Here is a 24,001-nt window from a genome sequence, read left to right as displayed (position 1 = left end):
CTTGCCCGGGTAAGTGTTAATTAGTAAACAATATCCAATGAATTTGCATATTGATGCCGGGGAATTGAAGTTATTATACTATAGATGAGTGTTTGTTAACGAACATTTGTTCATTAAATTTAGATTGTAAACGTATACACTCAGGAATTGGAGGACTAATATGAGACTTCAGAATCAAGTTGCGGTAGTTACCGGAGCGGCTTCCGGTATGGGCAAAGCGATTGCGCTGTTATATGCACAAGAGGGCGCAAAGGTGATCGTATCCGACATCAATTCAGATGCGGCGAACGGTGTGGTAGAAGAGATTAAAGCTAAGGGCGGCGAAGCCATAGCGGTGACAGCTAACGTTGCCAAAGAGGAAGATATTCAGAACTTGATTGACACGGCTGTAGAGCAATTTGGAACGGTGGACATTCTCGTTAACAATGCGGGAATTATGGACAATTTTGAAGCAGCCGGAGATATCCGTGATGACGTATGGGAACGGGTCTTTGCTGTTAATACAACAAGTGTTATGCGTGCAACACGTAAAGTGCTGCCCATCTTTTTGGAGAAGCAAAAAGGGGTTATTGTGAATGTAGCCTCGGCAGGTGGACTATATGGGGCACGCGCAGGTGCAGCCTATACAGCTTCTAAACACGCGGTGGTGGGGTTCACCAAGAATACCGGTTACATGTATGCGAAGCAGGGAATCCGCTGTAACGCCATTGCACCCGGTGGGGTAGAGACGAACATCGGTGCTTCCATGACCAATATTAATGAATTCGGGATGAGCCGCACACAGGTTGGGCTGGGTCTTAATCCGCGGATAGGGAAGTCAGAGGAGATTGCACAGGTTGCGTTATTCCTGGCCTCCGATGAATCGAGCTTTGTAAATGGTACGGTAATCACAGCAGATGCGGGTTGGACCGCGTATTAATCAGTTCAATTAAGAAGAACAACACAAAACCTCGTCAAAGCTGACGAGGTTTTGTGTTGTATAGATTTACTCCCAAAGCTTCCAAAGCTCCCAAGGACCATCTTTAACCTGCAAAAGATTGCTGTTTCTTATCCTGAGTCTGGTCCAGATTGCCAACGGAGTCACGATAGATGATCTTGCCCTGCACGAGGACACGACCGAACCGTTTGGTAGGATTCGTGACCTTCTGCATGATCGAGTTCACCGAGGTGGTTGCCATCTGCTCAATGTCCACTTCAACTGTTGTTAAATTGGGCACGGTCAGCGTGGCATAGATATCGTTATCGAATCCGACGACAGAGCAGTCGGCGGGAACGCTGTACCCCAGGGCTTTTAGCTTGTCGGTGAGCAGGTAAGCCACCTGGTCACAGTTGCAGACAAAGGCGGTTGGAAGCTGCTCAGGAACCTGGATGTCAATATATTTGCCGCGCTCGTCGCGGTCATTAATAATATATTCATTCTTGAGTGGGATATTGTGCTCCAGCAAAGATTTGTAGTAACCGAGAAAGCGGTCTTGAATACTGCTTGTGGAATGGATGTTACCCACATAAGCAATGTTCTTATGACCATTACGGATAAGATAATTGGTAATTTCATACGAGCCATAAAAGTTATCCGTGATTACGGAGTCAATATCCGCATGCTCGTCATAGAAATCCGTAAAGATCTTTGGCAGATCCATGCTCTGAATAATTTCAATGTACTCCTTGCTGATTTGCCCAAGGACAATAATTCCATCAACCTTCTTCTCCGAATAGATTCTTGGAAGATTCAACTGATCCTCGTCTTCACTGTTCAGTATGTTAAGAATGCCGTAATAGCCATAGCTGTCCAGCAGACTGGAAATATGCTGATACACTCTCAAATAGAAGGATTGGGCCAGCCCGGTGAACCGTTCGGGAATGATTACGCCTATATTATAAGACAGGCCCTCCTTCATGGATTTGGCGGTTGTATTATAGCGGTAATTCATTTCTGCAGCAACCTTCTTGATCTTGGCTTTAAGCTCATCACTTACGCCTTCTTTATCCCCTAAGGCTTTGGAAACCGTAACGCTGCTCACACCCAGCTTCATGGCTATGTCCCGCATAGTAACATTGTTCTTCATCCGATCACCACCACCTGTTCATAGCTGATCTCATTACCAAATCACCTAAATAATCAATCTTAGTATACATTCTAACCTTGGGATGTTAAAGAATAAATCCTATAAGTTAGTGGATAATACCCGTAACTATCAAATGATCTTTAAGTACGGGTAAGTTAGGTTATCTAAAGTTATGTTTACCGTTAACTTATAGTGATATTCTAATTACCCCTAAATTTTTTGTCAATGTGTAAGGAAATGAGTGAAGTAAGCAGCGTTTGTTTTTATGAGTAAAACGACAAAAACATAGCCGATTTTGGTGAAAAAGCCTTGATATTAAAGGCTTTTTGTTTTGGTTGAAAAAGCTAACAAAAAACGTCAAAAAAAATTAATTGACGGGTAAGCGCTAACATTGTAATATCAATTTGTAACTTAAACGATAACTTAATAAAAGTTAAAGAGAGGGGTTCATAAAGTGAAAAGACGTAAAATGCTGTTAGGACTTATGTCAGCTCTCCTGGTTTTTGCAATGGTGGGCTGCTCATCCGCTAAAAGTGAGGAACCAAGCACCAATACCGGATCAAGCGGAACCGCTGCTACAGGTAAAGACCTTAAAGGGGAGATTACCGTTATCACTCAGAAAACAGATATCGTGGATACGGTATTCAAAGATTACGCGAAGAAATTTAACGAAGAATACCCAAATATCAGCGTGAAGTTCCAAGCGATGTCTGATTATGAGGGACAAATCAAGGTACGTATGAATTCCTCCGACTATGGCGATGTTCTTCTGCTGCCTACCAGCGTTCCGCTGGCTGATCTTCCTCAATTCTTTGAGCCGCTTGGCAACTATGAGGATATGAAGAAGCAGTATAACGGTCTGGAAGAAAGAGTTGTAGACGGGAAGGTCTACGGGATTCCAACTACGATCAACTATTCCGGAATTGTGTACAACAAGAAAGTGTTCAAGGATGCGGGTGTAACTGAGGTTCCAAAAACGCCGGATCAATTCCTGGCCGCTCTGCAAAAAATCAAAGACAAAGGCCAAGCTGTACCGCTCTATACGAACTATGCCGCAGGCTGGCCGCTGACCCAGTGGGAAGCCGACCTGACCACCGTTGCAGGCAACGTGGACTACGTGAATGTAACCCAGCCTACTACGGATGACAATTTCGTTAAGGGCCAGCCGCACTATGAGCTGTACAAACTATTGTATGATGTGGCACAGAAAGGTCTGATCGAGAAGGACCCTACTACTACGGACTGGGAATCTTCAAAGGCTGATATGGCTAACGGCAAGATCGGAACGATGGTTCTTGGCTCCTGGGCTGTTGGACAAATCCAAAGCAAGAGCCAGAACCCGGACGATATCGGATTTATGCCTTTCCCTACCAATGCAAGTAAAGTGATTGTGCCGCTTGCAGATGACTACACGATTGGTGTCAGCTCCAAGAGCAGCAACAAAGAAGCTGCCAAAGCGTGGGTGGACTGGTTCATTAATAAATCCACTTACCCTACAACCGAGGGCGGCGGTATGAGCCCGGCGGTTGGTGCAGAGCTTCCTGCCGCACTGAAACAGTTCGAAGGAACAGGAATTGAGTTCAAGTTCCAAACTCCGGCTAAGGCTGGGCAAGAAGGTCTCGTGGATAAGATTGATAAAGACTCCGAGATCGGTCTATGGCAGCCGGACTTCAAGAAACGGATTATTGAAGCCGCTGTAGGTAACAAGAAAGAATCCTATGACGACATCATGAAAGACCTTAATGACAGATGGAAGGCATCACGCGCATCCGTTGCAAGCGAATAACAGAGGAACCAACAGACAAAAAGCTTCTCATGAGGAGATGGGAAAACGAGCACAAGTTCGTTTTCCTTCTCTTTCCTTAGAGGGAGGAAGGGAATATTGGAGGTGTGAGTGGTGTTTAAAAATATGAGTTATAAAAATCAGAGAAAAGTCATCATTATAGCTTTTTCGTTGATACCGGTTATTCTACTGTTTACCTTTGCATATCTTCCGGTAATCAATATGTTTAAATACAGCTTCACGAACTGGAATGGATACAGTCCAAATTACAAATGGGTCGGATTCAAGAATTATAAAACGATCTTTACCGATCCCAAATATTTCACCGTATTTAAAGTCAGCTTGTACTATTTTGTAGCCACATTTATTCAGATGGGCCTGGCTTTATATTTTGCGACAATCCTGAGCTTTAAAGTGCGGGCCAAAAATTTCTTCAAGGGTGTGCTGTTCTTCCCCTCACTGCTTAACGGGGTGGCGATCGGTTTCATCTTCCTGTTCTTCTTTAAGCCGGATGGAACTTTGGACACAATTCTGAACTTCCTTGGGCTTAGCAATCTCTCACAGGGATGGCTGCTCAATCCAAATATCATTAATGTCTCGCTTGCCGGTGCCTCTATATGGAGATACATGGGCTTCAACTTCATCATTTTCCTGGGAGCCATTTCTTCCGTAGGCAAGGATGTTTATGAGGCCTCGGATATTGACGGAGCGAATAAATGGCATCAATTCCGCCATATCATCATACCTAGCATCAAACGTATCGTTCAGCTTAATCTCATTCTTGGTATCAGCGGTGCGATCAGCGCCTTCGATATTCCATATATTATGACAGGCGGTTCGAACGGAAGTAATACCTTTGTAATTCAGACGGTTGACGTAGCTTTCAAATATAGCAAACTTGGACTTGCATCTGCGATGGCGGTTGTGCTGCTGTTTATCGTTATTATTGTAACGGTGCTTCAGAACCTGCTGTCCAAGAAGGAGGATTAAATATGTATAGACTCAAGTATGCAACAGCCGGCATATTTAAATACCTCTCTTTGATTCTTGCTGCTTTCGTTGTATTAATTCCGATTGTGGTGGTTCTGTTCGCTTCACTCAAGACAGGCCAGGAGTATTCTACAACGAGTCCGCTTCAGCCTCCGACTAACTGGCTCAACTTCGATAATTACCGGAAAGCCTTTGTGGACGGGAAAATGCTGCTTGGCTTCGCAAACACAATCTTTATCGTCATCGTCTCGATTGCCGGTGCGACATTGATTGGCTCGATGATCGCCTTTGTGCTCAGCCGGTTCAAGTTCCGGGGAAGCAAGCTGCTGATGGGAGCCTTTCTGCTGGCTACCCTGATTCCAAGCGTAACCACACAAGTGGCCACGTTCAAAATTATCGATTTTCTGCATTTGGTAGATACCCGTTTTGCTCCGATCCTGCTGTATTTGGGTACAGATATTATCGCAGTTTACATTTTCCTGCAATTCCTCGATTCGATCTCCGAGTCGCTGGATGAGTCGGCCATGCTTGACGGTGCATCTTACTTTACGATTTTCTTCAAAATCATTCTTCCACTGCTTGCGCCGGCTATCGTAACCGTCATTATTGTGAAAGGGGTCAACATTTACAACGATTTCTACACACCTTTCCTGTACATGCCGAGCCAGGATTTGCAGGTGATATCCACAGCGCTGTTCAAATTTAAAGGGCCGTACGGCTCGCAGTGGGAAGTCATTTGCGCGGCGATCATTATCTCAATCATTCCGATTACCATTGCTTTTGTATCCTTGCAAAAGTATATCTATAACGGTTTTGCCCAAGGTTCCGTAAAGTAACACGAGCTCTATCCAAAATATATAGACATATTAATCAAAGGAGAAATCTATCATGGGACAGTACAAAATTATTGGAGAGAAACTGGACAAAATGCCTTGGCAGGATAAGCCGGCAGGCGCTGTGGGGCCTGTATGGCGACATACGGAGAATCCGATCATTCACAGAAATCCCGCTAAAGGGATTGCGCGCATTTTCAACAGCGCGGTTGTCGCTTATGAAGGCAAATTTATCGGTGTGTTCAGAGCCGAGACGATTAACGGCCGCCCTCATCTTCACATGGGAACAAGTGAGGATGGGCTCAACTGGACGATTGATGAGAAGCGGATTGAGTTTGTCGACGAGCAAGGCCAGCCTTTCCAGCCGCGGTATGCTTATGATCCACGTCTTGTGAAGGTGGAGAACTCTTATTATATTATCTGGTGTACGGATTTCTATGGTGCAGCTATCGGTGTTGCGAAGACCGATGACTTCAAGACCTTTGTGCGGCTTGAGAATCCTTTCCTGCCGTTCAACCGTAACGGCGTTCTTTTCCCGCGGAAAATTAACGGTAATTATGTTATGCTGTCCCGTCCGAGCGACAGTGGACATACCCCGTTCGGTGATGTTTTCTTAAGTGAAAGCCCTGACTTCGTATACTGGGGCAAGCATCGTCATGTGATGTCCAAGGGTGGTGACGGATGGTGGCAGTCCGTGAAGATCGGCGGCGGACCAGCACCAATTGAGACTTCCGAAGGCTGGCTGATGTTCTATCACGGGGTAACCGGAACCTGCAATGGCCTCGTCTACAGCATGGGCGCTGTGATCTTTGACAAAGACGAGCCGTCAAGAGTGAAATACCGTTCTTCCAACTATGTGCTTACTCCGGAAGAATGGTATGAAGAGAGAGGTTTTGTAGACAATGTGGTGTTCCCATGTGCAACGCTGCATGATGCCGAAACAGGAAGAATCGCGATTTACTACGGCGCAGCGGATACCTATGTAGGTGTTGCTTATACCACAGTGGATGAGATTGTGAATTATGTTATCGAGACCAATGAAGTAGTTGGGGATGACCAGGAAATCGGAATTATGTAAGGAGGGAGCCAGCCACATGGAATACATCAAGGGATTTACTTACGGCTGGATGGCCCGTAAAGGGGAATTTCTGAAGCCTGAGGCGAAGGAATCGCTTCGGCTGCTGCAGGAAAGAACAGGAACTACCCACGTGATCTTTGCCTTGGCCGCTCACCAGGCTAAACCCCAATCTACGGTGATTGATTATACAGGGGATCATATGGTCAGTGATGAAGAGCTTGCTGTTATGATTCGCTACGCCCAGAGCCTCGGACTCAAGACGATTCTTAAGCCGACCGTGAATGTCACGGACGGCACCTGGCGGGCGCATATCAATTTCTTCGATCTTGATGTGCCGTGCGAGCCGAAATGGCGTGACTGGTTCGCCAGTTATACGGAGTATCAGGAGCATTATGCCCGGATCGCCGAGGCATGCGGCTGTGATATGTATATTGCGGGCTGTGAGATGGTTCAGACGGAGCGGCGCGCTGATGAATGGCGTGAAGTGATCGCCAAGGTTCGTAAGCATTATCATGGACCTGTTACTTATAACACGGACAAATACCAGGAAGGGAATGTAAGTTGGTGGGATGCCGTGGATGTGATTTCCTCCAGCGGTTACTATCCTTTAGGGGATTGGGATAGGCAGCTTGATCGGATTGGGGAGATCGTGAAGTCATTTGGCAAGCCGTTCTTCTTCGCGGAGGCGGGCTGTCCGAGCCGTACAGGCTCTTCCCGGATTCCGAATGACTGGAATCATGAGGGAAGTGTAAATGTAGAGGAGCAGGCTGATTTCTACAGGGACATGTTCGACAAATGCGCCCGGAGGGAGTGGGTGCAGGGATTCGGCCTGTGGGACTGGAATCATCTGTTATACGCGGAGGCTGAAGCATCTGGGAACGATGGATATGATGTGTTTGGCAAGCCTGCAGAGCAGGTGATCAAGGAGTTCTACGCGAAATAATTAATAAGTTCGTATAATCCGCAGCCCGTCTCAGACGGGCTGTTTGGGCATTGAGAGGAGAGAGCGGAATGGCTTTTGAAATGTCGATAGAGGAATTGAAGACATATGGGGGAAGAAGTCCGAAGCCTGATGATTTTGACCTGTACTGGGAGCGGGCGCTGCAGGAGTTAGAAGAGCAGGGCCTGGATTATGAGCTTGTCCCCGCTCAGTTCCAGACGGAGTTGGCAGAGTGTTTTCACTTATATTTCACGGGCGTAGGCGGGGCGAGGGTTCACTGCAAAATGGCCAGACCCAGAAAGCTGGCAGATCGTAAAGGGCCTGGCCTGGCGATTTTTCACGGATACTCTAGTGACAGCGGAGACTGGCTTGAGAAAGCGGCCTATGCTGCACACGGCTTTACCGTCCTGGCTTTGGATTGCAGGGGACAAGGAGGCTTGTCCGAGGATAATCTGAATGTGAAAGGGACTACGATTCGCGGACATATCATCCGGGGGCTGGATGATCCGAATCCTGACAAACTGTATTACCGGAATGTATTTCTTGATACGGTGCAGACGGTAAGAATTCTAATGGGCATGGAAGGGGTAGATCCGGAGCGCATCGGTGTATACGGACAATCCCAGGGCGGAGCCCTGGCTGTAGCGTGTGCGTCCCTGGAGCCCCGGGTGAAGATGCTCGTGCCAGTGCATCCTTTCCTGTCCGACTATAAGAGAGCCTGGGAGACGAATATTACGAGCAGCGCGTATGAAGAGCTTGTGTATTACTTCCGGATGTTCGATCCGAACCATCAGCGCGAGGATGAAGTATTCCACAGGCTCGGTTATATTGACATTCAGAATCTTGCGGACCGCATTAAAGCGAAGGTGCTGTGGATCACGGGACTAAGCGATCCGATATGTCCGCCTTCTACCCAATTTGCCGCCTACAACAAGATTAAGTCCGAGAAGGACGTACTGCTCTATCATGAATATGGACATGAGTATATGCCTTATCTATCAGATAAAGTGTTTCAGGTTATGTCTGAATTATAGTAGGGGAAAGAGGACTGACATATGACACAGATTTGGAATCATCGTGGAGGTTTGAAGCGGACCCTGGAGGGAATCCGTAAGGGTTCTCTGACCCTTGGATTCATCGGAGGGTCGATTACCGATGCAAGACCACGTCACAACTGGCCGGAGCCGGTCATTTCGTGGTTCGCGGAGACTTTCCCACAGGTGAGAATATATGTGGAGAACGCGGCTATTGGCGCTACGGGCAGTGATCTGGCCGCATTCCGCGCACAGCGGGATCTGATTAACCGCGGATGCGATCTTGTCTTCGTTGAATATGCGGTTAATGATTATGGTGAGCCGAAGGAGAAGCGGGCCCGGACACGTGAGGGGCTGATCCGTCAGCTGTTGGCTGGGACAGGCCGGGATGTGGTCCTCACTTATACTTACATGCAGGAGATGTACGAGATCATGATGACGGGCGGAGTGCCGGACTCCATTGCCGAGCTTGAACAGCTCGGGGAGCATTATGGGCTTGGCTCCGTCTGGATGGGCAGGTATGCGCTGGATGAGGTACAGAAAGGCCGTATGAGATGGCAGGAATGGCTTCCTGACGGGCTGCATCCCACTCATCGCGGCAGTTTAAGCTACGCGCAGAGTGTCATCCGTTTCCTTGAGCAGGAACTGGTTGCCCAGCCAAATGGGACCGGACCTGCCGCCTGTGAGGACAGACCTGCTCCTATAAACGCCGGGAACTGGGAACATCTGGAGCTACTGCCCTTCGAGGAGATCAAGTGTGAGGGTCCTTGGGTCATCCGTCGATGGGTCAACCTGGAGTGGATTGACCAGGTGCTTGAGACGGCGGCCGTCGGGGCGAAGCTGGAGTTCAGCTTTGAAGGCCGGGGACTTGCGCTTGGATTTGACTTCGGCAAATCCTCAGCTGAATTCCGCTACCGTCTGGACGGGGGAGACTTCAAAGTATCATCTCGTGACCGTCCTTCCTGGGTGGGAGATGAGGGCTGGTTCCGGCTGGAGCTGATTGCGGACGATCTTCCGAAGGGCAGTCACCGGTTCGAGCTTGAAGTCATCCACGGCAGTGCAGATGGCTGTACAGGGACAGACTTCCGGCTTGCCTTCGCTGGTGTGATTAAATAGTAGAAGCAGCTGCATTTTACAATTTTAATCTGATCTTCAGATTACTATAAGGTTTATTTAAGTAAACGGAGGTATAGTTAGGACATCCCTCTTCTTCGCCTTATATATATAGGACCGGCCAGTCTCCCAACCGTGCCGGTCCACGGATGGCAGCAGCATGTCACAATCAGGCGAGACATGCTTATGCCTAAAGAATCCCCCGCCGGGTAGGCGGGGGATTCTTTAGAGTTAAGGCGCTTTTCACGTTTATACGGCTTGCTTGGAGATAAAAGTCGCGCAGTTCTTGCCGGCGCCCTTGGAGAGATACAGCGCCTCGTCCGCCTGGTTAAGCACTTCAACCGGGTCCGGGCTGTCCGCCGGATAGATGGCGCCACCAATACTGCAGCCGATGGCTACCCTCTGGCCATCCAGTTCAAACGGCTGATTGATCGAGTTAATGATCCGGTCGGCCACGACCTTGGCTTCGGTTAACGGCTTGTGGACCGAAGTACATAACACGATGACAAATTCATCCCCGCCCATGCGGCAGACCAGTTCTTCTTCACGCACAACCTCCTTGAGTCGCTGGGCGACCAGCTGAAGCAGCTTGTCCCCGGACGGATGGCCCAATGAATCATTAACAGCTTTGAATCCATCCAGATCCATATACAGAATGGTGAGCGTAGAGGATCTCCCAGTAACTTCCCGCTGGGCCTGCGAGAGAAAGTCACTAAGTGCAATCCGGTTAGGCAGCCCGGTGAGCTTATCATGCATAGCGAGGACCGACATTTCCCCGAGCTTATCTTCAGTATGGGTGAGATCGGCTACCAGATTGCGCAGCGATGAGGAGAGCTCCTCAATATCCCGAATATGCTTGTAATGCGGGATTTCGGCCGGCTCGCCCCGGCGCAGTCGATCGGCGGCCTTGGCAATCTGGCTCAAGGGTCCTGCTACCCACCCGGCAACCACCCATCCCAAGGCTGCGAACAGAACAGCTGCAATAATCCCGGTCATAAGGATCATCATCCGGAGTTTATCCGCTGAGGCGAAGGCTACCTCTACCGGCTGGCGGATCAGGATGGACCAGCCAAGTCCGGGATAGGTCAAGTAACCTTTTCCATAAGCATAGCCAGTGAGATAGGACTTGCCGTCAGGATACCTTGCGGTTTCCCAATGATTCTTTCCGGACTGCGCCTCAGCAGTCATGTTCGAATTTAGAGGCTTGCCAAGCATGCTCTTGGGGCCGAGAATGACGGTATTGTCTTTCTTGCTGATGACGATAATGTCCAGCTTCTCGAGGCGGTTCTCCAGCGGAAGCAGGATGGACTTCTCGACTTCGCGCGACCATTCCCAGCTTAAGTGGGCGGCTAATACCCCGGTCAGCTTGCCATCCTTGCCGAATACAGGTGTGCTGATATCGACAAATTGCAGCGGCTCCCCGCTTGGATGGGGAAGCAGCTTGGCAAGCAGCTTGGCATCATGCACATCCCCGATAAAAGACTTGGCAAGCGCGTTTTTGAAAACCGGACGTTCGGCAATGTTCGCGCCGGTCAGAATGCCGTCCGTGGAAGCAATCACTTTCCCTGAGGTGTCCGTAAGACCGGCCCATGTGAAGACGGGAAAGTTCGTTTTGAGTTCATCCAGCAGCCTTCGCACATCAGCGGGGCTGCCTGGGCTGCGGAACGTATCCAGCTTGCTGAGTACCTGGATTTCGCCAGCCCGTGACCACATGAAATAGTCAAGCTTCTCCGCCATTTGATAGGAGACCTCGGCAAGTGAGGAGCCAATCGTATTCTCGATCTCTTTGGAGGATTCCCGGCCAATAATCAGACTTAACAGCGCGGTAAGCACTATAATTAAGCCCGCAAAGGCGAGGGTGAAAAACGTGCGCAAACGAAAAGACACAAACATTCTCCTTACCTGATGAAGTGAGGCCATCCAAAAACCTATGTGTTCCTTTATTTATTGTATATCGGCTGGTTAGAGGCAGAAATAAAGACAGAACGCTTGGGTGGCATTTGGGTTGCTGTCCATGTCATGCCCTGGATGGGAAACATAAACTGTCTCGTACGCTATAACAAAAGGAGGAGTTCAAATGTCTGGAATTGGTGGAGGCTGCGGCGGCGGCAACGTTGGTGGAGCATACGGTGGATTCACATCTACTGGGACTATTCTCGTGCTATTCATTCTGCTTGTAATTGTATCCCGTACAATATTCCTGTAAGTTAGTGAACTATAAGGGAGGCCGTTACAAAGCAGGTAAGCTTACAGCAGAGTGAACGGCCTTTCGTAAAAGAAAAAGCGCTGGTCCAAGGGGCTATCCTTGGGCTGGCGCTTTGCTATTGTGGCCTGCCACATGCTTCTTCGGAAGATATTGAATATACAAAGGAAGCTGAACCACCTAATTAATTTACGGAAGGCAGTGTAATGTGAAAGCAAGTGCCTTCTCCGGGCGTGCTTTCGGCACGGATGGTCCCATGATGGGCCTCAACGATGGACTTCGTAATGGAGAGCCCGAGTCCGGCACCGCCTGATTTGCGTGTTCTGGAGGATTCACTCCGGTAGAACCGGTCAAAGATATGGAGCAGGTGCTGGGGATCAATCCCGCTGCCGTTATCCTGAATCCGCATGTCCACCTGCTCCTTGGAAGCGTGAAGGGAGAGGGTAATGAGGCCTCCATCTTCCAAGGTATGCTGGACCGCGTTATGGAACAGATTCAGCACCACCTGCTTCATCTTATCGGGGTCCGCACATACCGTCACATCAGCCGTGACATCCAGGCGGACTGTCCGGTTCCCGGCAAGCATGAGCAGCTGGGGCTGCATCTCCCGCAGAAGCGCATCCAGCCGCAGCGGCCCTGACTGGAGCTGGGGAGCCTGATCCAGCTTCGTGAGCAGAAGCAGGTCTTCGACCAGCTTGTTGATGCGCCGGGATTCGCCGTGCATGCTGGTTAGGGCGGCATGAAGCTTCTCGGGATTGTCGGCCGCTCCGCGCAGCAGCACCTCCAGGAATCCATGGATCGAGGTGAGCGGGGTACGCAGCTCGTGGGAAGCATCGGCAATGAACTGCCGCATCAGCTCCTTGGATTCCCGCTCAGCTTCGAAGGAGTGCTCTAACCGCTCCAGCATGCCGTTGAAGGAACGCGACAGCCGGTCAATTTCCACCTGTCCCTGCGAGACCGGCAGCCGTTCGGCTAAATTTCCGGCATCGGTCTGCTGGACAACCTCCACCATTCTGGACAACGGGACAAGTGTTCTGCGCAGCACCGGGATATACAGGAGAATTCCACCGGCCAGAGCCAGGCAGGACAGGACCACAAAGATCAACAGCTGCTGGAGAAGCTGCTCCTTCAGGGGTTCTGTGCTTGTGCCCATCTGGATAAGACTGCCCGGTTGGCCCGGATGCCGGAGCGGGCTGAACACAACCAGCTGCTCGGTGCCTGTAGAGTCCTGAACAATTCTGTATTCATCAGGAGCGCGGCGCTCTTTATGCCCAGTTGTAATTCCGGCAGCAATTCCGGCATATTCCGTCTTAGCCAACTGGGGGGATTGCATTCCGAATTCGCCAGAAACATCGGTATAGTTGCCCTCACTATCGATCAGAGCAAGCGAGATATCCCTGAATACAAACGGCCTTCCTTCCTGATTCATGCCGGATTGGCTTCTTGGCTTATCCGCATCGTCATCTTGATCCGGATTCGGGTTCGCCGGAGAACTGCCTGTATCGCTTCCCACTTCTGTTCTCGCATCTAGGCCAGGGGCTTCTTCCTGCCGCTTGAGCAGTCCCATAGGAACTGACATTGCCTGGGCTCTAAGCCCCTCCGCCCGGCTTTGATACAGAAAATCCTTCATCAGCCAATATTGCAGGGCACCTATAAGAAGCAGGAGGGCGGCAAGTATAAATAACGAGCGGACGAGCAGTTGGGAGCGCAGGGAACCCGGGACCAGTCTGGCCCTGGCCCACTCGCGAGCCCGGCGGATCATGGCAGATCCACCCTATAGCCCACGCCCCGGAGCGTCCGGATCAGCTTATGCTCCTTGTCGCCGAGCTTCTCCCGCAGAGAACGCACATATACTTCCACAATGTTCTCTTCTCCACCGAAATCGTACCCCCATACCCGGTCCAGGATAAGGGTCTTGCTGAGCACGATACCGCAGTTTATAATCATAAATTTTAATAGCTCGTATTCTGTAGGTGAAAGCTCAAGCACCTTGCCCATATATATAATCTCTTTCCTCCGGTCATCAAGCCGGAACGGGCCCTGAACCACCTCGCCGAGCAGATCAGGGAACTGGTTTCTCAAGCGGGCCTGAATGCGCGCCAGCAGCTCCTCGAAGCTGAATGGCTTCACCATATAATCATCGGCCCCGAGTGTAAGACCCTTAACCCGGTCCTCCACCTCATCCTTGGCGGTCAGCATAATAATCCCGACCTGGCTGCTGCCGTCCCCCTTCAGCTCTTTGACAACCTCGAAACCGTTCATTTCCGGCATCATCACGTCCAATATCACAACATGGGGTTTGAAATCAGCCGCCTGCTCTATTGCGTCCGCTCCGTCTGAGGCGGTTTGCACCTCAAATCCTTCATTAACCAGTCCCATCTCCAGGAACTGAAGAATATGAGGCTCGTCGTCCACGAGTAATATTTTTATGCCTTTGGCTGTTTTCATTTGTGGGATCTTCCTCTCTGAGGCTTAATGGTAATTCTTAAGTTCAACTTATATATTAATCTTATTATCGGTGATTTATCTGAATTTTGTCTGAAAAAGCAGGTATGAATGACTCCCTGTCCGAATATTCAGCGAACATTCAGCGGGGATTCAATCTGGGTTCAGTTAAGGATGGCACAATGGGCTCAGGATAAACAAGGGAGTGAATTTGAGTTATGAAACTGCTTAAGAAGATTTGCACGGATAAAATAATGATTCTGATTGTCCTGCTTGCCGCTTTTCTAAATTTGTACGGCATTTGGAATGACAAGTATGCGAACACTTATTACACCACAGCGGTGGCGAGCATGCTGCAGAACTTTCACAACTTTTTTTACGGGTCGCTGGATTCGGCAGGCTCGGTGACGGTGGACAAACCGCCGGTTACATTCTGGATTCAGACCATAAGCGCTTATATCTTTGGCTTGCATGGCTGGAGTGTCATACTTCCTCAAGCTTTGGCGGGGATAGGCTCCGTTCTGCTGATCTATTTCCTGGTTAAGCCGACGTTTGGCCTTGCAGCGGCCCGGATTTCTGCGCTTGTGATGGCTCTCATGCCTGTAGCCGTCGCGGTCAGCCGGACCAATAATATTGACAGTATGCTTGTATTTACCCTGCTGCTGGGGGCTTGGTTCTTATTTAAGGGAATTCGCAACAACAGTGTGGGCTGTATGCTTGGGGCCTTTGCCATGATTGGAGTCGGCTTTAATATGAAGATGCTTCAGGCTTATATGGTGGCTCCAGCGTTTTATCTGTTCTATCTCCTGGCGGCCAAGGTGAATTGGAAAAGAAAGCTGGGCATCCTTGCCGGCTCCACGGCGGTTCTGATTGCAGTGTCCCTTTCTTGGGCCGTTACAGTGGACTCGATATCCAAGGACCAGCGTCCCTACATAGGCAGCAGCCAGACGAACTCCGTTTTGGAACTGGCCTTCGGCTATAACGGCGTCTCCCGTCTCACAGGGAACCAAGGTGGAGGGAGAGGAATGACTCCTGGAACCTCTAATTCAGGTGCTTCTGCGGGGGATGATATGAGTGCAGGCAGCACTCCGCCAAGCACCAATCCGCAGTCCGGCAGCAGTCAGACTTCTCCTGCCGGCGGAACTGGTCAGACTGGACGGACTTCCTGGAATGGCCAAGGGCAGCCTCCTTTTGGCGATAACGGCCGGGACGGCGGTGGTGGAGGCATGGGAGGCAGCTTCGGTACCGGTACACCGGGCGCGCTGCGTTTGTTCCAGACCGAGCTGTCGGGTCAGGCCAGCTGGCTTCTTCCTTTTGTACTATTCGGTCTGATTGCCTTCTTCGCGGGAATCCGCAGAAACCAGATCACACAGAAACATAAAGAAGGTCTATTCTGGCTTGCATGGCTGGGACCGGCGATGGTCTTCTTCAGCATAGCCGGGTTCTTCCATCATTATTATCTTATTATGCTCGCTCCACCGATTGCGGCGCTTGCCGGGGCTGGCTTCATGGCGATGTGGAAGGCATACCGCGAACGGGATGGCTGGCAGACTTGGCTTCTTCCAATTTCAATCGTGCTTACAGCCGCCTTCCAATATTACATCGTTCAGGCCTACGACAGCACAATCGGTACGGGCTGGTCTATCCTGATCGCTGCTGCTGGTATAGCAGCTGCCGTTCTCCTGATCCTAATCCGCAGTCAGGAAAAAGCCTGGAAACAGGCGGCTGTGATGGCGGGACTGCTGGTGCTGCTTATCGGTCCGGCTTACTGGGCACTAACCCCAATCACCTATGGCTTGAATAGTATGATTCCCCAGGCTGGGCCTGGAACAGCCGATGGCCGGGGCATGGGCTTCCCTGGAGATGGCGGGCCGGGCGGCATGACCCCTCCGGGAATGAATGCTGAAGGTAATAGCGGCATTTCTGAAGACAGCCGCAGTTCTGGAGATACGGCTCCAGCAGGGTCAGATCGTACAGCTGGATCAGCAGCTTCATTAGATAGTACTAGATCAGATTTCCGGATGGACGGAGGCCGTGGAGGTGAGAGCGGGCAGGTTAATGTCAAACTGCTTGCTTATCTAAAGAAGAACAACACCGGACAGACGTATCTGTTCGCTACAAATAATTACGGTACGGCGGCCCCTTACATGATTGATGAAGGACAATCCGTCATCATTATGGGCGGGTTCTCGGGCTCCGATCCGGTGTATACCACGGAGAAGCTCGAAGCTATGGTGAAGAGCAATAAGGTCAAGTATTTTCTGGTTGGCGGCGGTATGGGAGGCCGGGGCGGCAGCACCGAGATTACCTCATGGATCAAGGAGCACGGTACTGAGATTCCATCCAGCGAATGGAATGGGACGACAGACAATCAGGCGGATTCGGGAGCGGTTCAGAATGGTCCGGATGGCAATATGACGCTGTACGAGGTAAGTGTGAACTAAATTCTAAAGCTTGGAGGATTGGAGGATTAAGCGGATGAGTACGCAAATGATGTATTCGATCATTATCCCTATGTATAACGAAGAAGCCGTTATTCAGGAAACGTATAGACGGCTTAAGAAAGTGATGGGCAGTGTCGACGGGCCGTATGAACTGATTTTCGTTAATGATGGCAGCAAGGATCAATGTGCCGAGATTATTAAAGATTACAGCTGCTGGGATGAGACGGTGAAGCTGATTGACTTCTCACGGAACTTCGGTCATCAGATTGCCATTACCGCTGGCATGGATTATGCCTTGGGGGAAGCGGTCATCGTAATTGATGCCGATCTGCAGGACCCGCCGGAGCTGATTTTGTCCATGATCGAGAAGTGGAAGGAAGGCTACGATGTAGTCTATGCCAAGCGGGTGAAGCGAAACGGAGAGACTCTGTTCAAGAAGCTGTCGGCAAGCATGTTCTACCGGGTGCTTCGGGCTTCTACGGAAATCAATATCCCGGTGGATACGGGTGATTTCCGGCTCATGGACAAGAAGGTGATCCGGCAGATGAAGCTCCTCCCGGAGAAGAACCGGTTCGTACGCGGCCTGGTGAGCTGGGTTGGCTTCCGCCAGACCGCAATCGAATACGAACGCGATGAGCGTCTGGCCGGGGAGACGAAGTATCCGCTCAAACGGATGATCAAGCTGAGCTTAGACGGAATCATGTCCTTCTCGTACAAGCCGCTCAAGCTGGCCGGTTATACAGGGATTACCCTATCGGCCATGGGATTTATTTATCTGCTGTATGTGCTCTATCTGGCATTATTCACGGAGGCCACCAGCAAAGGCTGGCCCTCCCTGATCGGAATTATGCTGGTTTTTGACGGATTTGTCTTAATTATGCTGGGAGTGCTCGGAGAATATATTGGCCGGGTCTATGATGAGACCAAGGGACGGCCGCTGTATATCGTAAATGAACTTCACGGTATTCAAGATGACAGGAATAGCACCCGGCAGGAGCTTACAACGAAGGTATGAGCAGCAATCTTAAACAGTGGATTAAGTTTGGGATTGTCGGTCTGCTTAATACGGGGATTGATCTGGGGACATTTACGCTTCTGATCACTGGAGGCTTTCCGGCTATCCCGGCTCAGATCATCTCTTACAGCTGCGGAGTGCTTAACAGCTATGTGCTGAACAGCAGATGGACCTTCCGTGAGGAGAGCGGCCACAAACAGCAGGAAATCCCCAGGTTTATCCTGATTAATTTGGCGGCCCTGGCTGTATCTTCACTTCTGCTGAAGCTCATGTATGGAAGATCAGGAATAAGTCTTATCCTGTGCAAGCTGGCAGCGACTGCCGCCAGCCTTCTAATCAATTATGCGGGGAGCCGCTATTTCGTATTTACCCGTCAGATCAAGAGAGAGAAGGAGTGAACGGCATGAAAATCAGAAAAGCAGTAATTCCTGCGGCGGGACTAGGCACAAGGTTCCTGCCTGCCACCAAAGCGCAGCCCAAAGAAATGCTGCCGATTGTAGACAAGCCGGCTATCCAATATATTGTTGAGGAAGCCGTGCAGGCCGGGATTGAAAGCATCATCATTGTAACAGGCCGGAATAAGAAATCCATTGAGGACCACTTTGATAAATCAATTGAACTCGAGCGTATCCTCAGGGAAAAGGGGAACCAGGAGCTGCTTCATAAGGTGGAAGCGATCAGTGAGCTCGCCGGAATTCATTATATCCGGCAGAAGGAGCCGCTAGGCCTCGGCCATGCCATTCTCTGCGCCCGCCAATTCATCGGGGATGAGCCGTTTGCCGTGCTGCTTGGCGATGATATTATGGTCTCTGACCCGCCTGCGCTGAAGCAGATGGTCACGGTATTTGAAGAGACGGGCAAGAGCATCGTTGGTGTTAAACCTGTCCCATTGCCAGATGTAAGCAAGTACGGCATCATTCATCCGGGAGACGGGACAGACGGTCTGTACAGCGTGAACGGGCTCATTGAGAAGCCTTCGCCAGAGCTTGCTCCATCGCGCATGGCCGTAATGGGACGGTACATCCTCCAGCCGTCGATCTTCTCGGTTCTGGAGCAGATTGAGCGTGGAGCCGGGGGAGAGTACCAGCTCACCGACGCGCTTCATGAAATTTGCGGCAGAGAAGGGCTGCTCGCCCTGGAACTTGCCGGGAAAAGATACGATATCGGGGATAAATTCGGCTATATTCAGGCTACCCTTGAGATCGGGCTCCAGCAGAAGGAACTGGTTCCGCTTCTGCTTCCTTATTTGAAACAGCTCGTTAACGCTTGAGTTATTGAAGAATACCGGTATCCACAATGTTGACCTCGACCTGAGGGCGGAACCGCACTTTCCGGTAATCCTCAGACCAATTCATTGTCTTCCACTCTTTATTATGATAGGCAATGAGCTTTCTGCCAACGCCGAGGACGTCTGAATTGGCCTTCTGGATTTCATGGAGCACGGTTTCCGCATCTTTGGTTAACATTTCGGATAGATCCTGGTTGATCTTCTTAATTTCGGGTTCGTCCAGCTTGCGGCCACCGGTATATTCTTCAACTACGGCCTGAAGGTTCAGTTTCAGGTCAACTTCAACCTCTCCTTGGTCATTGACTTTTACGTTATACTTTCTTTTTATTCTTTTTCTTCCGACATTGATGGTGATGGTCCCTCTGTCTTTCTGACCCGTTTCAGTATCCACTCTTTTGGTAATCCGTGCGTTGGTGCCTTTTTTGCCTTTCAGGAGAACCAGCATCAAGCCCTTTTCGACGTCCAGACTGCCGGTGTATTGGTCATTATGGAACAGCGCAATGCCTTTGGTGACAATGTTGTCCCCTTCTTTAGCAAGATAGGGCACAGCGAAATCCTGACCCGGATCCATCATGGCGCGAAAGACGGTGTCCATCGTTTCAGCAGGGAAGAATACACTCATCTGCTCCAGGCTTTTGATTTTGTCGTTGATGAATTCCCCGAGTTTCAGTTCACCGACCATCTTAGGCTCAAAAAGATCCGAGGCCTTTCCATCCGCGATCAGCAGCCGCACATTGGATGTCGGGTTGCTGGGATCTCTGAAATTCACATCCATAATCGGAGAGATTCCCTTTTGAGCCAAAGATTTCCCGATGAGGAGAAAGCCGTACTTGTTAAACCGGATATTCCCGCGTACCTTGGTTCTCAGATTATCTGAGGCGCTGCGAGCCGTTATCCCAACGCTGGTGTGAACTTCGTTCTTGGTGTTTAACTGTTCGTTCTCGGGCGGAATAATCAACTCCACGGTCTCTTGGAGTATGCCTTCGTCACTAAGATCGTACCCTGCCGTGTAGGCCAGGTGCAGATCCTTCAGATATTCCCTGTCCCAGCATCCGGTCAGGCAGACCGAAAGCAGCATTACAATAAGAAATATAGAGATTCGTCTGGTCATGCGGGCTCACCTGTCTTTTTGCTCATAAAGAGTGAGAATATATATATAATCAGCGGCAGGCCGGCAAGAAACAGATAGGCAGTGTACTCTGAAATCTTATCCAGCTTGTGAACAGCAGCCGGGGTCATGGGGGCAAGGGCAATCGAAAAAGTTAAAACTTTAACCAAAGGGGTGAACGGCCTGTGTTCCTTTTTACCGAACAGAACGCTCATCCCAATCGCGGCACCATAACAATAGTAGACGATAGAGCATACGAGTGTAATAGCCCAAATGGGCAGGAACAGGACGTCTGCACGGTCCACGATGTAGAAGTTAAGGGATTTCACCAAATAGATGACTGGTTCGGGAATGAACTTCAACTGTTCGGAATTAAATACCGTCAGACAGGTTGCCACGACAAATACATAGAACAGGGTGACAAACAGGTTGGCCATACTGATTGTAAAAAGCCTCTGTTTGTCCGTTCCTTCCGAAAAGGGATAGATAAGCAGCATGATTTCGAAACCGTACATAGAAATGGCACTTTCTTTAGCCCCCTTAATGATATTAAAAAGTCCCTTTTCCATCAGAGGGAACATATACTCCATATGGGCCTGGGTAAGTCCGTAACTGATGAGCAGAATTAAGGGAATGAACAAGAGAGTGGCCAAGGCGTAGAACCTGACTATAGTCGTAAGCTTCTCTTTGGCGAGATACATGGTCATGGCGGAGAACAGAGCCAGTGTGACCCATCGGGGCGTAGATTGCAGCAGCCACCGGTGCAGCAGCTCGACGGCACTGAGCATGACATTGGCCCCGAGAAGAACGAAGTATCCGATATAGGCTATGATGAAGATCCGTCCTATAAATTTCCCGAAAAGCTTAAGGCAGATGTTATATAGACTGAGCCCAGGGAACTTCCTCATGATGGCCCACATCAGGATAATAATCATTTGGGTGGTCATCCCGGCTATAAGTACGGATAGAGTTCCGCCACCTTTGACGGTATTATTCAGTTTATAAGGAAGGGATAGAACCCCTACTCCGATTTGCGCCTGGATAATGACTAGGAAAAGCTGGTCCCTTGATATCATTTTTTCTTTTTGAGCCAACAGCAGTTCCTCCTTAGTTCAGGGTATCATCGATGGGTTAGCTTCCTTAGCCGGGAGAATCCGGCTTCTTCCACAAATTCCAGATCGGAAACTGCGCAAAGGTATCCCAGAATGAGCCCAATTCCGCTCAATAAGCATGAGATCAATAAGAGATTCCAGGTAGAGAAGAGTACCGGATGTATTTGGGCTCGTCAGTCATTTAACCGTACTGTTCCCGGAAGGTTTGTAAAATATTCCGGTACATCCGGGAACGGCAAAACCCCCTTGATCTTCTCAAGGGGCCTGTTCTCTGCTTATCTTAGAGTCCAAATGCCTGAATTATTGAAGAATACCGGTATCCACAATGTTGACCTCGACCTGAGGGCGGAACCGCACTTTCCGGTAATCCTCAGACCAATTCATTGTCTTCCACTCTTTATTGTGATAGGCAATGAGCTTTCTGCCAACGCCGAGGACGTCTGAATTGGCCTTCTGGATTTCATGGAGCACGGTTTCCGCATCTTTGGTTAACATTTCGGATAGATCCTGGTTGATCTTCTTAATTTCGGGTTCGTCCAGCTTGCGGCCACCGGTATATTCTTCAACTACGGCCTGAAGGTTCAGTTTCAGGTCAACTTCAACCTCTCCTTTGTCATTGACTTTAACGTCAAACTTTCTTTTTATTCTTTTTCTTCCGACATTGATAGTGATGGTCCCTCTGTCTTTCTGACCCGTTTCAGTATCCACTCTTTTGGTAATCCGTGCATTGTTGCCTTTCTTGCCTTTCAGGAGAACCAGCATTACGGACTTCTCATAGTCCAGCATGCCGGAGTAGTATTCATCATGGAAGAGAGCCACTCCTTTGGCAATAATGTTGTCCCCTTCTTTGCTGAGAAAGGGCACAGCGAAATCCTGACCCGGGTCCATCATGGCGCGAAAGACGGTGTCCACCGTTTCAGCAGGGAAGAATACACTCATTTGCTCCAGGCTTTTGATTTTGTCGTTAATGAATTCTCCAAGTTTCAGTTCACCGACCATCTTAGGCTCAAAAAGATCCGAGGAATTGGTGTCTGTGATAATCAGCCGCACAGTAGATGTCGGGTTGCTGGGATCTCTGAAATTCACATCCATGATAGGGGAGATCCCCTTCTGGGCCAGAGGTTTCCCGATGATGACAAAACCATTTTTGTTAAACCGGATATTCCCGCGTACCTTGGTTCTCAAATTATCTGAGGCGCTGCGCGGTGTGAATCCAACACTGGAGTGAACTTCGTTCTTGGTGGTTGACTGCTCGCTTTCGGGCGGAATAATTAACTCCGTCGTTTCTTTGATCATGCCGTCCTCCGTAAGATCGAAACCTGCCGTGTAAGCCAGGTGCAGATCCTTCAGATATTCTCTATCCCAGCATCCGGTCAGGCAGGCCGAAAGCAGCAGTACAATAAGCATCTTAGAGATCCGTCTGGTCATGCGGGATCACCTGTCTTTTTGCTCATAAAGAGTGAGAATATATATATAATCAGCGGCAGGCCGGCAAGAAACAGATAGGCGGTGTACTCTGAAATCTTATCCAGCTTGTGAACAGCAGCTGGGGTCATTGGGGCAAGGGCAATCGAAAAAGTTAAAACTTTAACCAAAGGGGAGAACGGCTTATGTTCCTTTTTGCCGAACAGGATGCTCATCCCAATTGCGGCTCCATAACAATAACTGACGATCGAGCACACGAGTGTAATGGCCCAAATGGGCAGAAACAGGATGTCTGCACGGTCCACGATGTAGAAGTTAAGCGATTTCACCAAGTAGATCACTGGCTCGGGAATGTACTTCAACTGTTCGGAATTAAATACCGTCAGACAGGTTGCCACGACAAATACGTAGAACAGGGTGACAAACAGGTTGGCCAAGCTGATGGAAAGGAGTTTCTGTTTGTCCGTTCCTTGTGAGAAAGGATAGATGATCAGCATTAATTCAAATCCATACATGGAAATGGTTGTTTCTCTAGCCCCCTTAATGATATTCACAATTCCTTTTTCCATCAGAGGGAACATATACTCCATATGGGCCTGGGTAAGCCCATAACTGATCAGCAGAATTAAAGGAATGAACAAGAAGGTGGCCAAAGTGTAAAACCTGGCCAGGACAGTCAGCTTCTCTCTGGCAAGATACAGGGTCATGATGGAGAACAGAGCCAGTGAGACCCATCGGGGCGTAGATTGCAGCAGCCACCGGTGCAGCAGCTCAACGGCGCTGAGCATGATATTGGCCCCAAGAAGAACGAAGTATCCGGTATAGGCTATGATGAAGATTCGTCCTATAAATTTCCCAAAAAGCTTAAGGCAGATGGTATATAGATTGAGCCCAGGGAACTTCTTCATGATGGCCCACATCAGGATAATAATCATTTGGGTGGTCATCCCGGCTATAAGTACAGATAGACCTCCGCCACCTTTGGCGGAATTATTCAGTTTATAAGGAAGGGATAGAACCCCTACTCCGATTTGCGCCTGGATAATGAACAGGAAAAGCTGGTCTCTTGATATCATTTTTTCTTTTTGAGTCAACAGCTGTTCCTCCTTAGTTCAGGGTGTCAT

Annotated in this window: 21 protein-coding genes; 13 read left to right on the top strand and 8 right to left on the bottom strand. The window is 49.5% G+C overall.

The genetic code is table 11. The features are described from left to right. Positions 1-160 precede the first annotated feature (160 nt). Positions 161-919 carry an SDR family oxidoreductase gene (locus BN6628_RS18720; RefSeq protein WP_068619885.1) on the top strand — a complete coding sequence of 253 codons (759 nt, stop codon included), beginning with the start codon at positions 161-163 and terminating at the stop codon, positions 917-919. A 103-nt stretch (positions 920-1,022) separates the two neighbouring features. Here the strand turns inward: BN6628_RS18720 and BN6628_RS18715 are convergent, their stop codons facing one another. Beyond that, a complete protein-coding gene (locus tag BN6628_RS18715; RefSeq protein ID WP_068619884.1) occupies positions 1,023-2,066 on the bottom strand; it encodes a substrate-binding domain-containing protein in 1,044 nt (347 codons plus the stop codon). 454 nt (positions 2,067-2,520) lie between these two features. Here BN6628_RS18715 and BN6628_RS18710 point away from each other — a divergent pair, with 454 nt between their 5' ends. The 7 genes from BN6628_RS18710 to BN6628_RS18680 all read left to right on the top strand — a co-directional run bounded on the left by BN6628_RS18710 (position 2,521) and on the right by BN6628_RS18680 (position 9,840). Next, positions 2,521-3,852, top strand: a complete 1,332-nt coding sequence (locus tag BN6628_RS18710) for an ABC transporter substrate-binding protein (RefSeq protein WP_068619883.1) — start codon at positions 2,521-2,523, stop codon at positions 3,850-3,852. A gap of 123 nt (positions 3,853-3,975) precedes the next feature. Further along, a complete protein-coding gene (locus tag BN6628_RS18705; RefSeq protein ID WP_374706259.1) occupies positions 3,976-4,839 on the top strand; it encodes a carbohydrate ABC transporter permease in 864 nt (287 codons plus the stop codon). Between the two features lie 2 nt (positions 4,840-4,841). After that, positions 4,842-5,675 (top strand): carbohydrate ABC transporter permease, encoded by an 834-nt coding sequence (locus BN6628_RS18700; protein ID WP_068619881.1) that lies wholly within the window; start codon positions 4,842-4,844, stop codon positions 5,673-5,675. 52 nt (positions 5,676-5,727) lie between these two features. Then, entirely contained in the window at positions 5,728-6,750 is a 1,023-nt protein-coding gene (locus tag BN6628_RS18695) for a glycoside hydrolase family 130 protein (protein ID WP_068619880.1), read from the top strand. A gap of 16 nt (positions 6,751-6,766) precedes the next feature. Next, positions 6,767-7,693 carry a glycoside hydrolase family 113 gene (locus tag BN6628_RS18690; protein WP_068619879.1) on the top strand — a complete coding sequence of 309 codons (927 nt, stop codon included), beginning with the start codon at positions 6,767-6,769 and terminating at the stop codon, positions 7,691-7,693. A 68-nt stretch (positions 7,694-7,761) separates the two neighbouring features. Continuing rightward, the gene (locus BN6628_RS18685; protein ID WP_068619878.1) at positions 7,762-8,724 is read left to right on the top strand and encodes an acetylxylan esterase; all 963 of its coding nucleotides are present in this window, start codon (positions 7,762-7,764) and stop codon (positions 8,722-8,724) included. 21 nt (positions 8,725-8,745) lie between these two features. After that, the gene (locus BN6628_RS18680) at positions 8,746-9,840 is read left to right on the top strand and encodes an SGNH/GDSL hydrolase family protein (RefSeq protein ID WP_068619877.1); all 1,095 of its coding nucleotides are present in this window, start codon (positions 8,746-8,748) and stop codon (positions 9,838-9,840) included. A gap of 246 nt (positions 9,841-10,086) precedes the next feature. On the opposite strand, the gene BN6628_RS18675 is transcribed toward BN6628_RS18680, so the two are convergent. Then, positions 10,087-11,724, bottom strand: coding sequence for a sensor domain-containing diguanylate cyclase (locus BN6628_RS18675; protein ID WP_068619876.1), 1,638 nt, complete (start codon positions 11,722-11,724; stop codon positions 10,087-10,089). A gap of 190 nt (positions 11,725-11,914) precedes the next feature. Here BN6628_RS18675 and BN6628_RS26865 point away from each other — a divergent pair, with 190 nt between their 5' ends. After that, positions 11,915-12,043 (top strand): hypothetical protein, encoded by a 129-nt coding sequence (locus BN6628_RS26865; protein ID WP_262363158.1) that lies wholly within the window; start codon positions 11,915-11,917, stop codon positions 12,041-12,043. Between the two features lie 181 nt (positions 12,044-12,224). Here BN6628_RS26865 and BN6628_RS18670 read toward each other — a convergent pair whose 3' ends face one another. Together BN6628_RS18670 and BN6628_RS18665 are read right to left on the bottom strand one after the other, a co-directional pair. Next, positions 12,225-13,802: a sensor histidine kinase gene (locus BN6628_RS18670; RefSeq protein WP_068619875.1), complete on the bottom strand. Its 1,578-nt coding sequence runs from the start codon at positions 13,800-13,802 to the stop codon at positions 12,225-12,227. Continuing rightward, the gene (locus tag BN6628_RS18665; protein ID WP_068619874.1) at positions 13,799-14,488 is read right to left on the bottom strand and encodes a response regulator transcription factor; all 690 of its coding nucleotides are present in this window, start codon (positions 14,486-14,488) and stop codon (positions 13,799-13,801) included. The genes BN6628_RS18670 and BN6628_RS18665 overlap by 4 nt, the downstream gene beginning before the upstream one ends. Positions 14,489-14,703: 215 nt before the next feature. On the opposite strand from BN6628_RS18665, the gene BN6628_RS18660 reads away from it, so the two are divergent. The 4 genes from BN6628_RS18660 to galU are packed head-to-tail and all read left to right on the top strand — an operon-like array spanning position 14,704 to position 19,214. Continuing rightward, positions 14,704-16,929: an ArnT family glycosyltransferase gene (locus tag BN6628_RS18660; RefSeq protein WP_068619873.1), complete on the top strand. Its 2,226-nt coding sequence runs from the start codon at positions 14,704-14,706 to the stop codon at positions 16,927-16,929. 34 nt (positions 16,930-16,963) lie between these two features. After that, entirely contained in the window at positions 16,964-17,944 is a 981-nt protein-coding gene (locus BN6628_RS18655) for a glycosyltransferase family 2 protein (protein ID WP_068619872.1), read from the top strand. Beyond that, the gene (locus BN6628_RS18650) at positions 17,941-18,342 is read left to right on the top strand and encodes a GtrA family protein (RefSeq protein WP_068619871.1); all 402 of its coding nucleotides are present in this window, start codon (positions 17,941-17,943) and stop codon (positions 18,340-18,342) included. Before BN6628_RS18655 ends, BN6628_RS18650 begins: the two co-directional genes overlap by 4 nt. 5 nt (positions 18,343-18,347) lie before the next feature. Continuing rightward, positions 18,348-19,214: a UTP--glucose-1-phosphate uridylyltransferase GalU gene (gene galU / locus BN6628_RS18645; RefSeq protein WP_068619870.1), complete on the top strand. Its 867-nt coding sequence runs from the start codon at positions 18,348-18,350 to the stop codon at positions 19,212-19,214. Position 19,215: 1 nt separating this feature from the next. On the opposite strand, the gene BN6628_RS18640 is transcribed toward galU, so the two are convergent. The 4 genes from BN6628_RS18640 to BN6628_RS18625 all read right to left on the bottom strand — a co-directional run bounded on the left by BN6628_RS18640 (position 19,216) and on the right by BN6628_RS18625 (position 23,971). Beyond that, entirely contained in the window at positions 19,216-20,343 is a 1,128-nt protein-coding gene (locus BN6628_RS18640; protein ID WP_068619869.1) for a Ger(x)C family spore germination protein, read from the bottom strand. Beyond that, positions 20,340-21,434, bottom strand: coding sequence for a GerAB/ArcD/ProY family transporter (locus BN6628_RS18635; RefSeq protein ID WP_082926976.1), 1,095 nt, complete (start codon positions 21,432-21,434; stop codon positions 20,340-20,342). Before BN6628_RS18635 ends, BN6628_RS18640 begins: the two co-directional genes overlap by 4 nt. Positions 21,435-21,752: 318 nt before the next feature. Beyond that, positions 21,753-22,880 carry a Ger(x)C family spore germination protein gene (locus BN6628_RS18630; RefSeq protein WP_068619868.1) on the bottom strand — a complete coding sequence of 376 codons (1,128 nt, stop codon included), beginning with the start codon at positions 22,878-22,880 and terminating at the stop codon, positions 21,753-21,755. Continuing rightward, positions 22,877-23,971 (bottom strand): GerAB/ArcD/ProY family transporter, encoded by a 1,095-nt coding sequence (locus tag BN6628_RS18625; protein WP_068619867.1) that lies wholly within the window; start codon positions 23,969-23,971, stop codon positions 22,877-22,879. The genes BN6628_RS18630 and BN6628_RS18625 overlap by 4 nt, the downstream gene beginning before the upstream one ends. Between the last annotated feature and the right edge of the window lie 30 nt (positions 23,972-24,001).

The sequence above is a fragment of the Paenibacillus tuaregi genome (assembly GCF_900086655.1).
GTDB classification, from domain to species: Bacteria; Bacillota; Bacilli; order Paenibacillales; family Paenibacillaceae; genus Fontibacillus; species Fontibacillus tuaregi.
The sequence above is the reverse complement of the archived record's forward strand: the minus strand, read 5'-3'. Positions and strand labels throughout refer to the sequence as shown.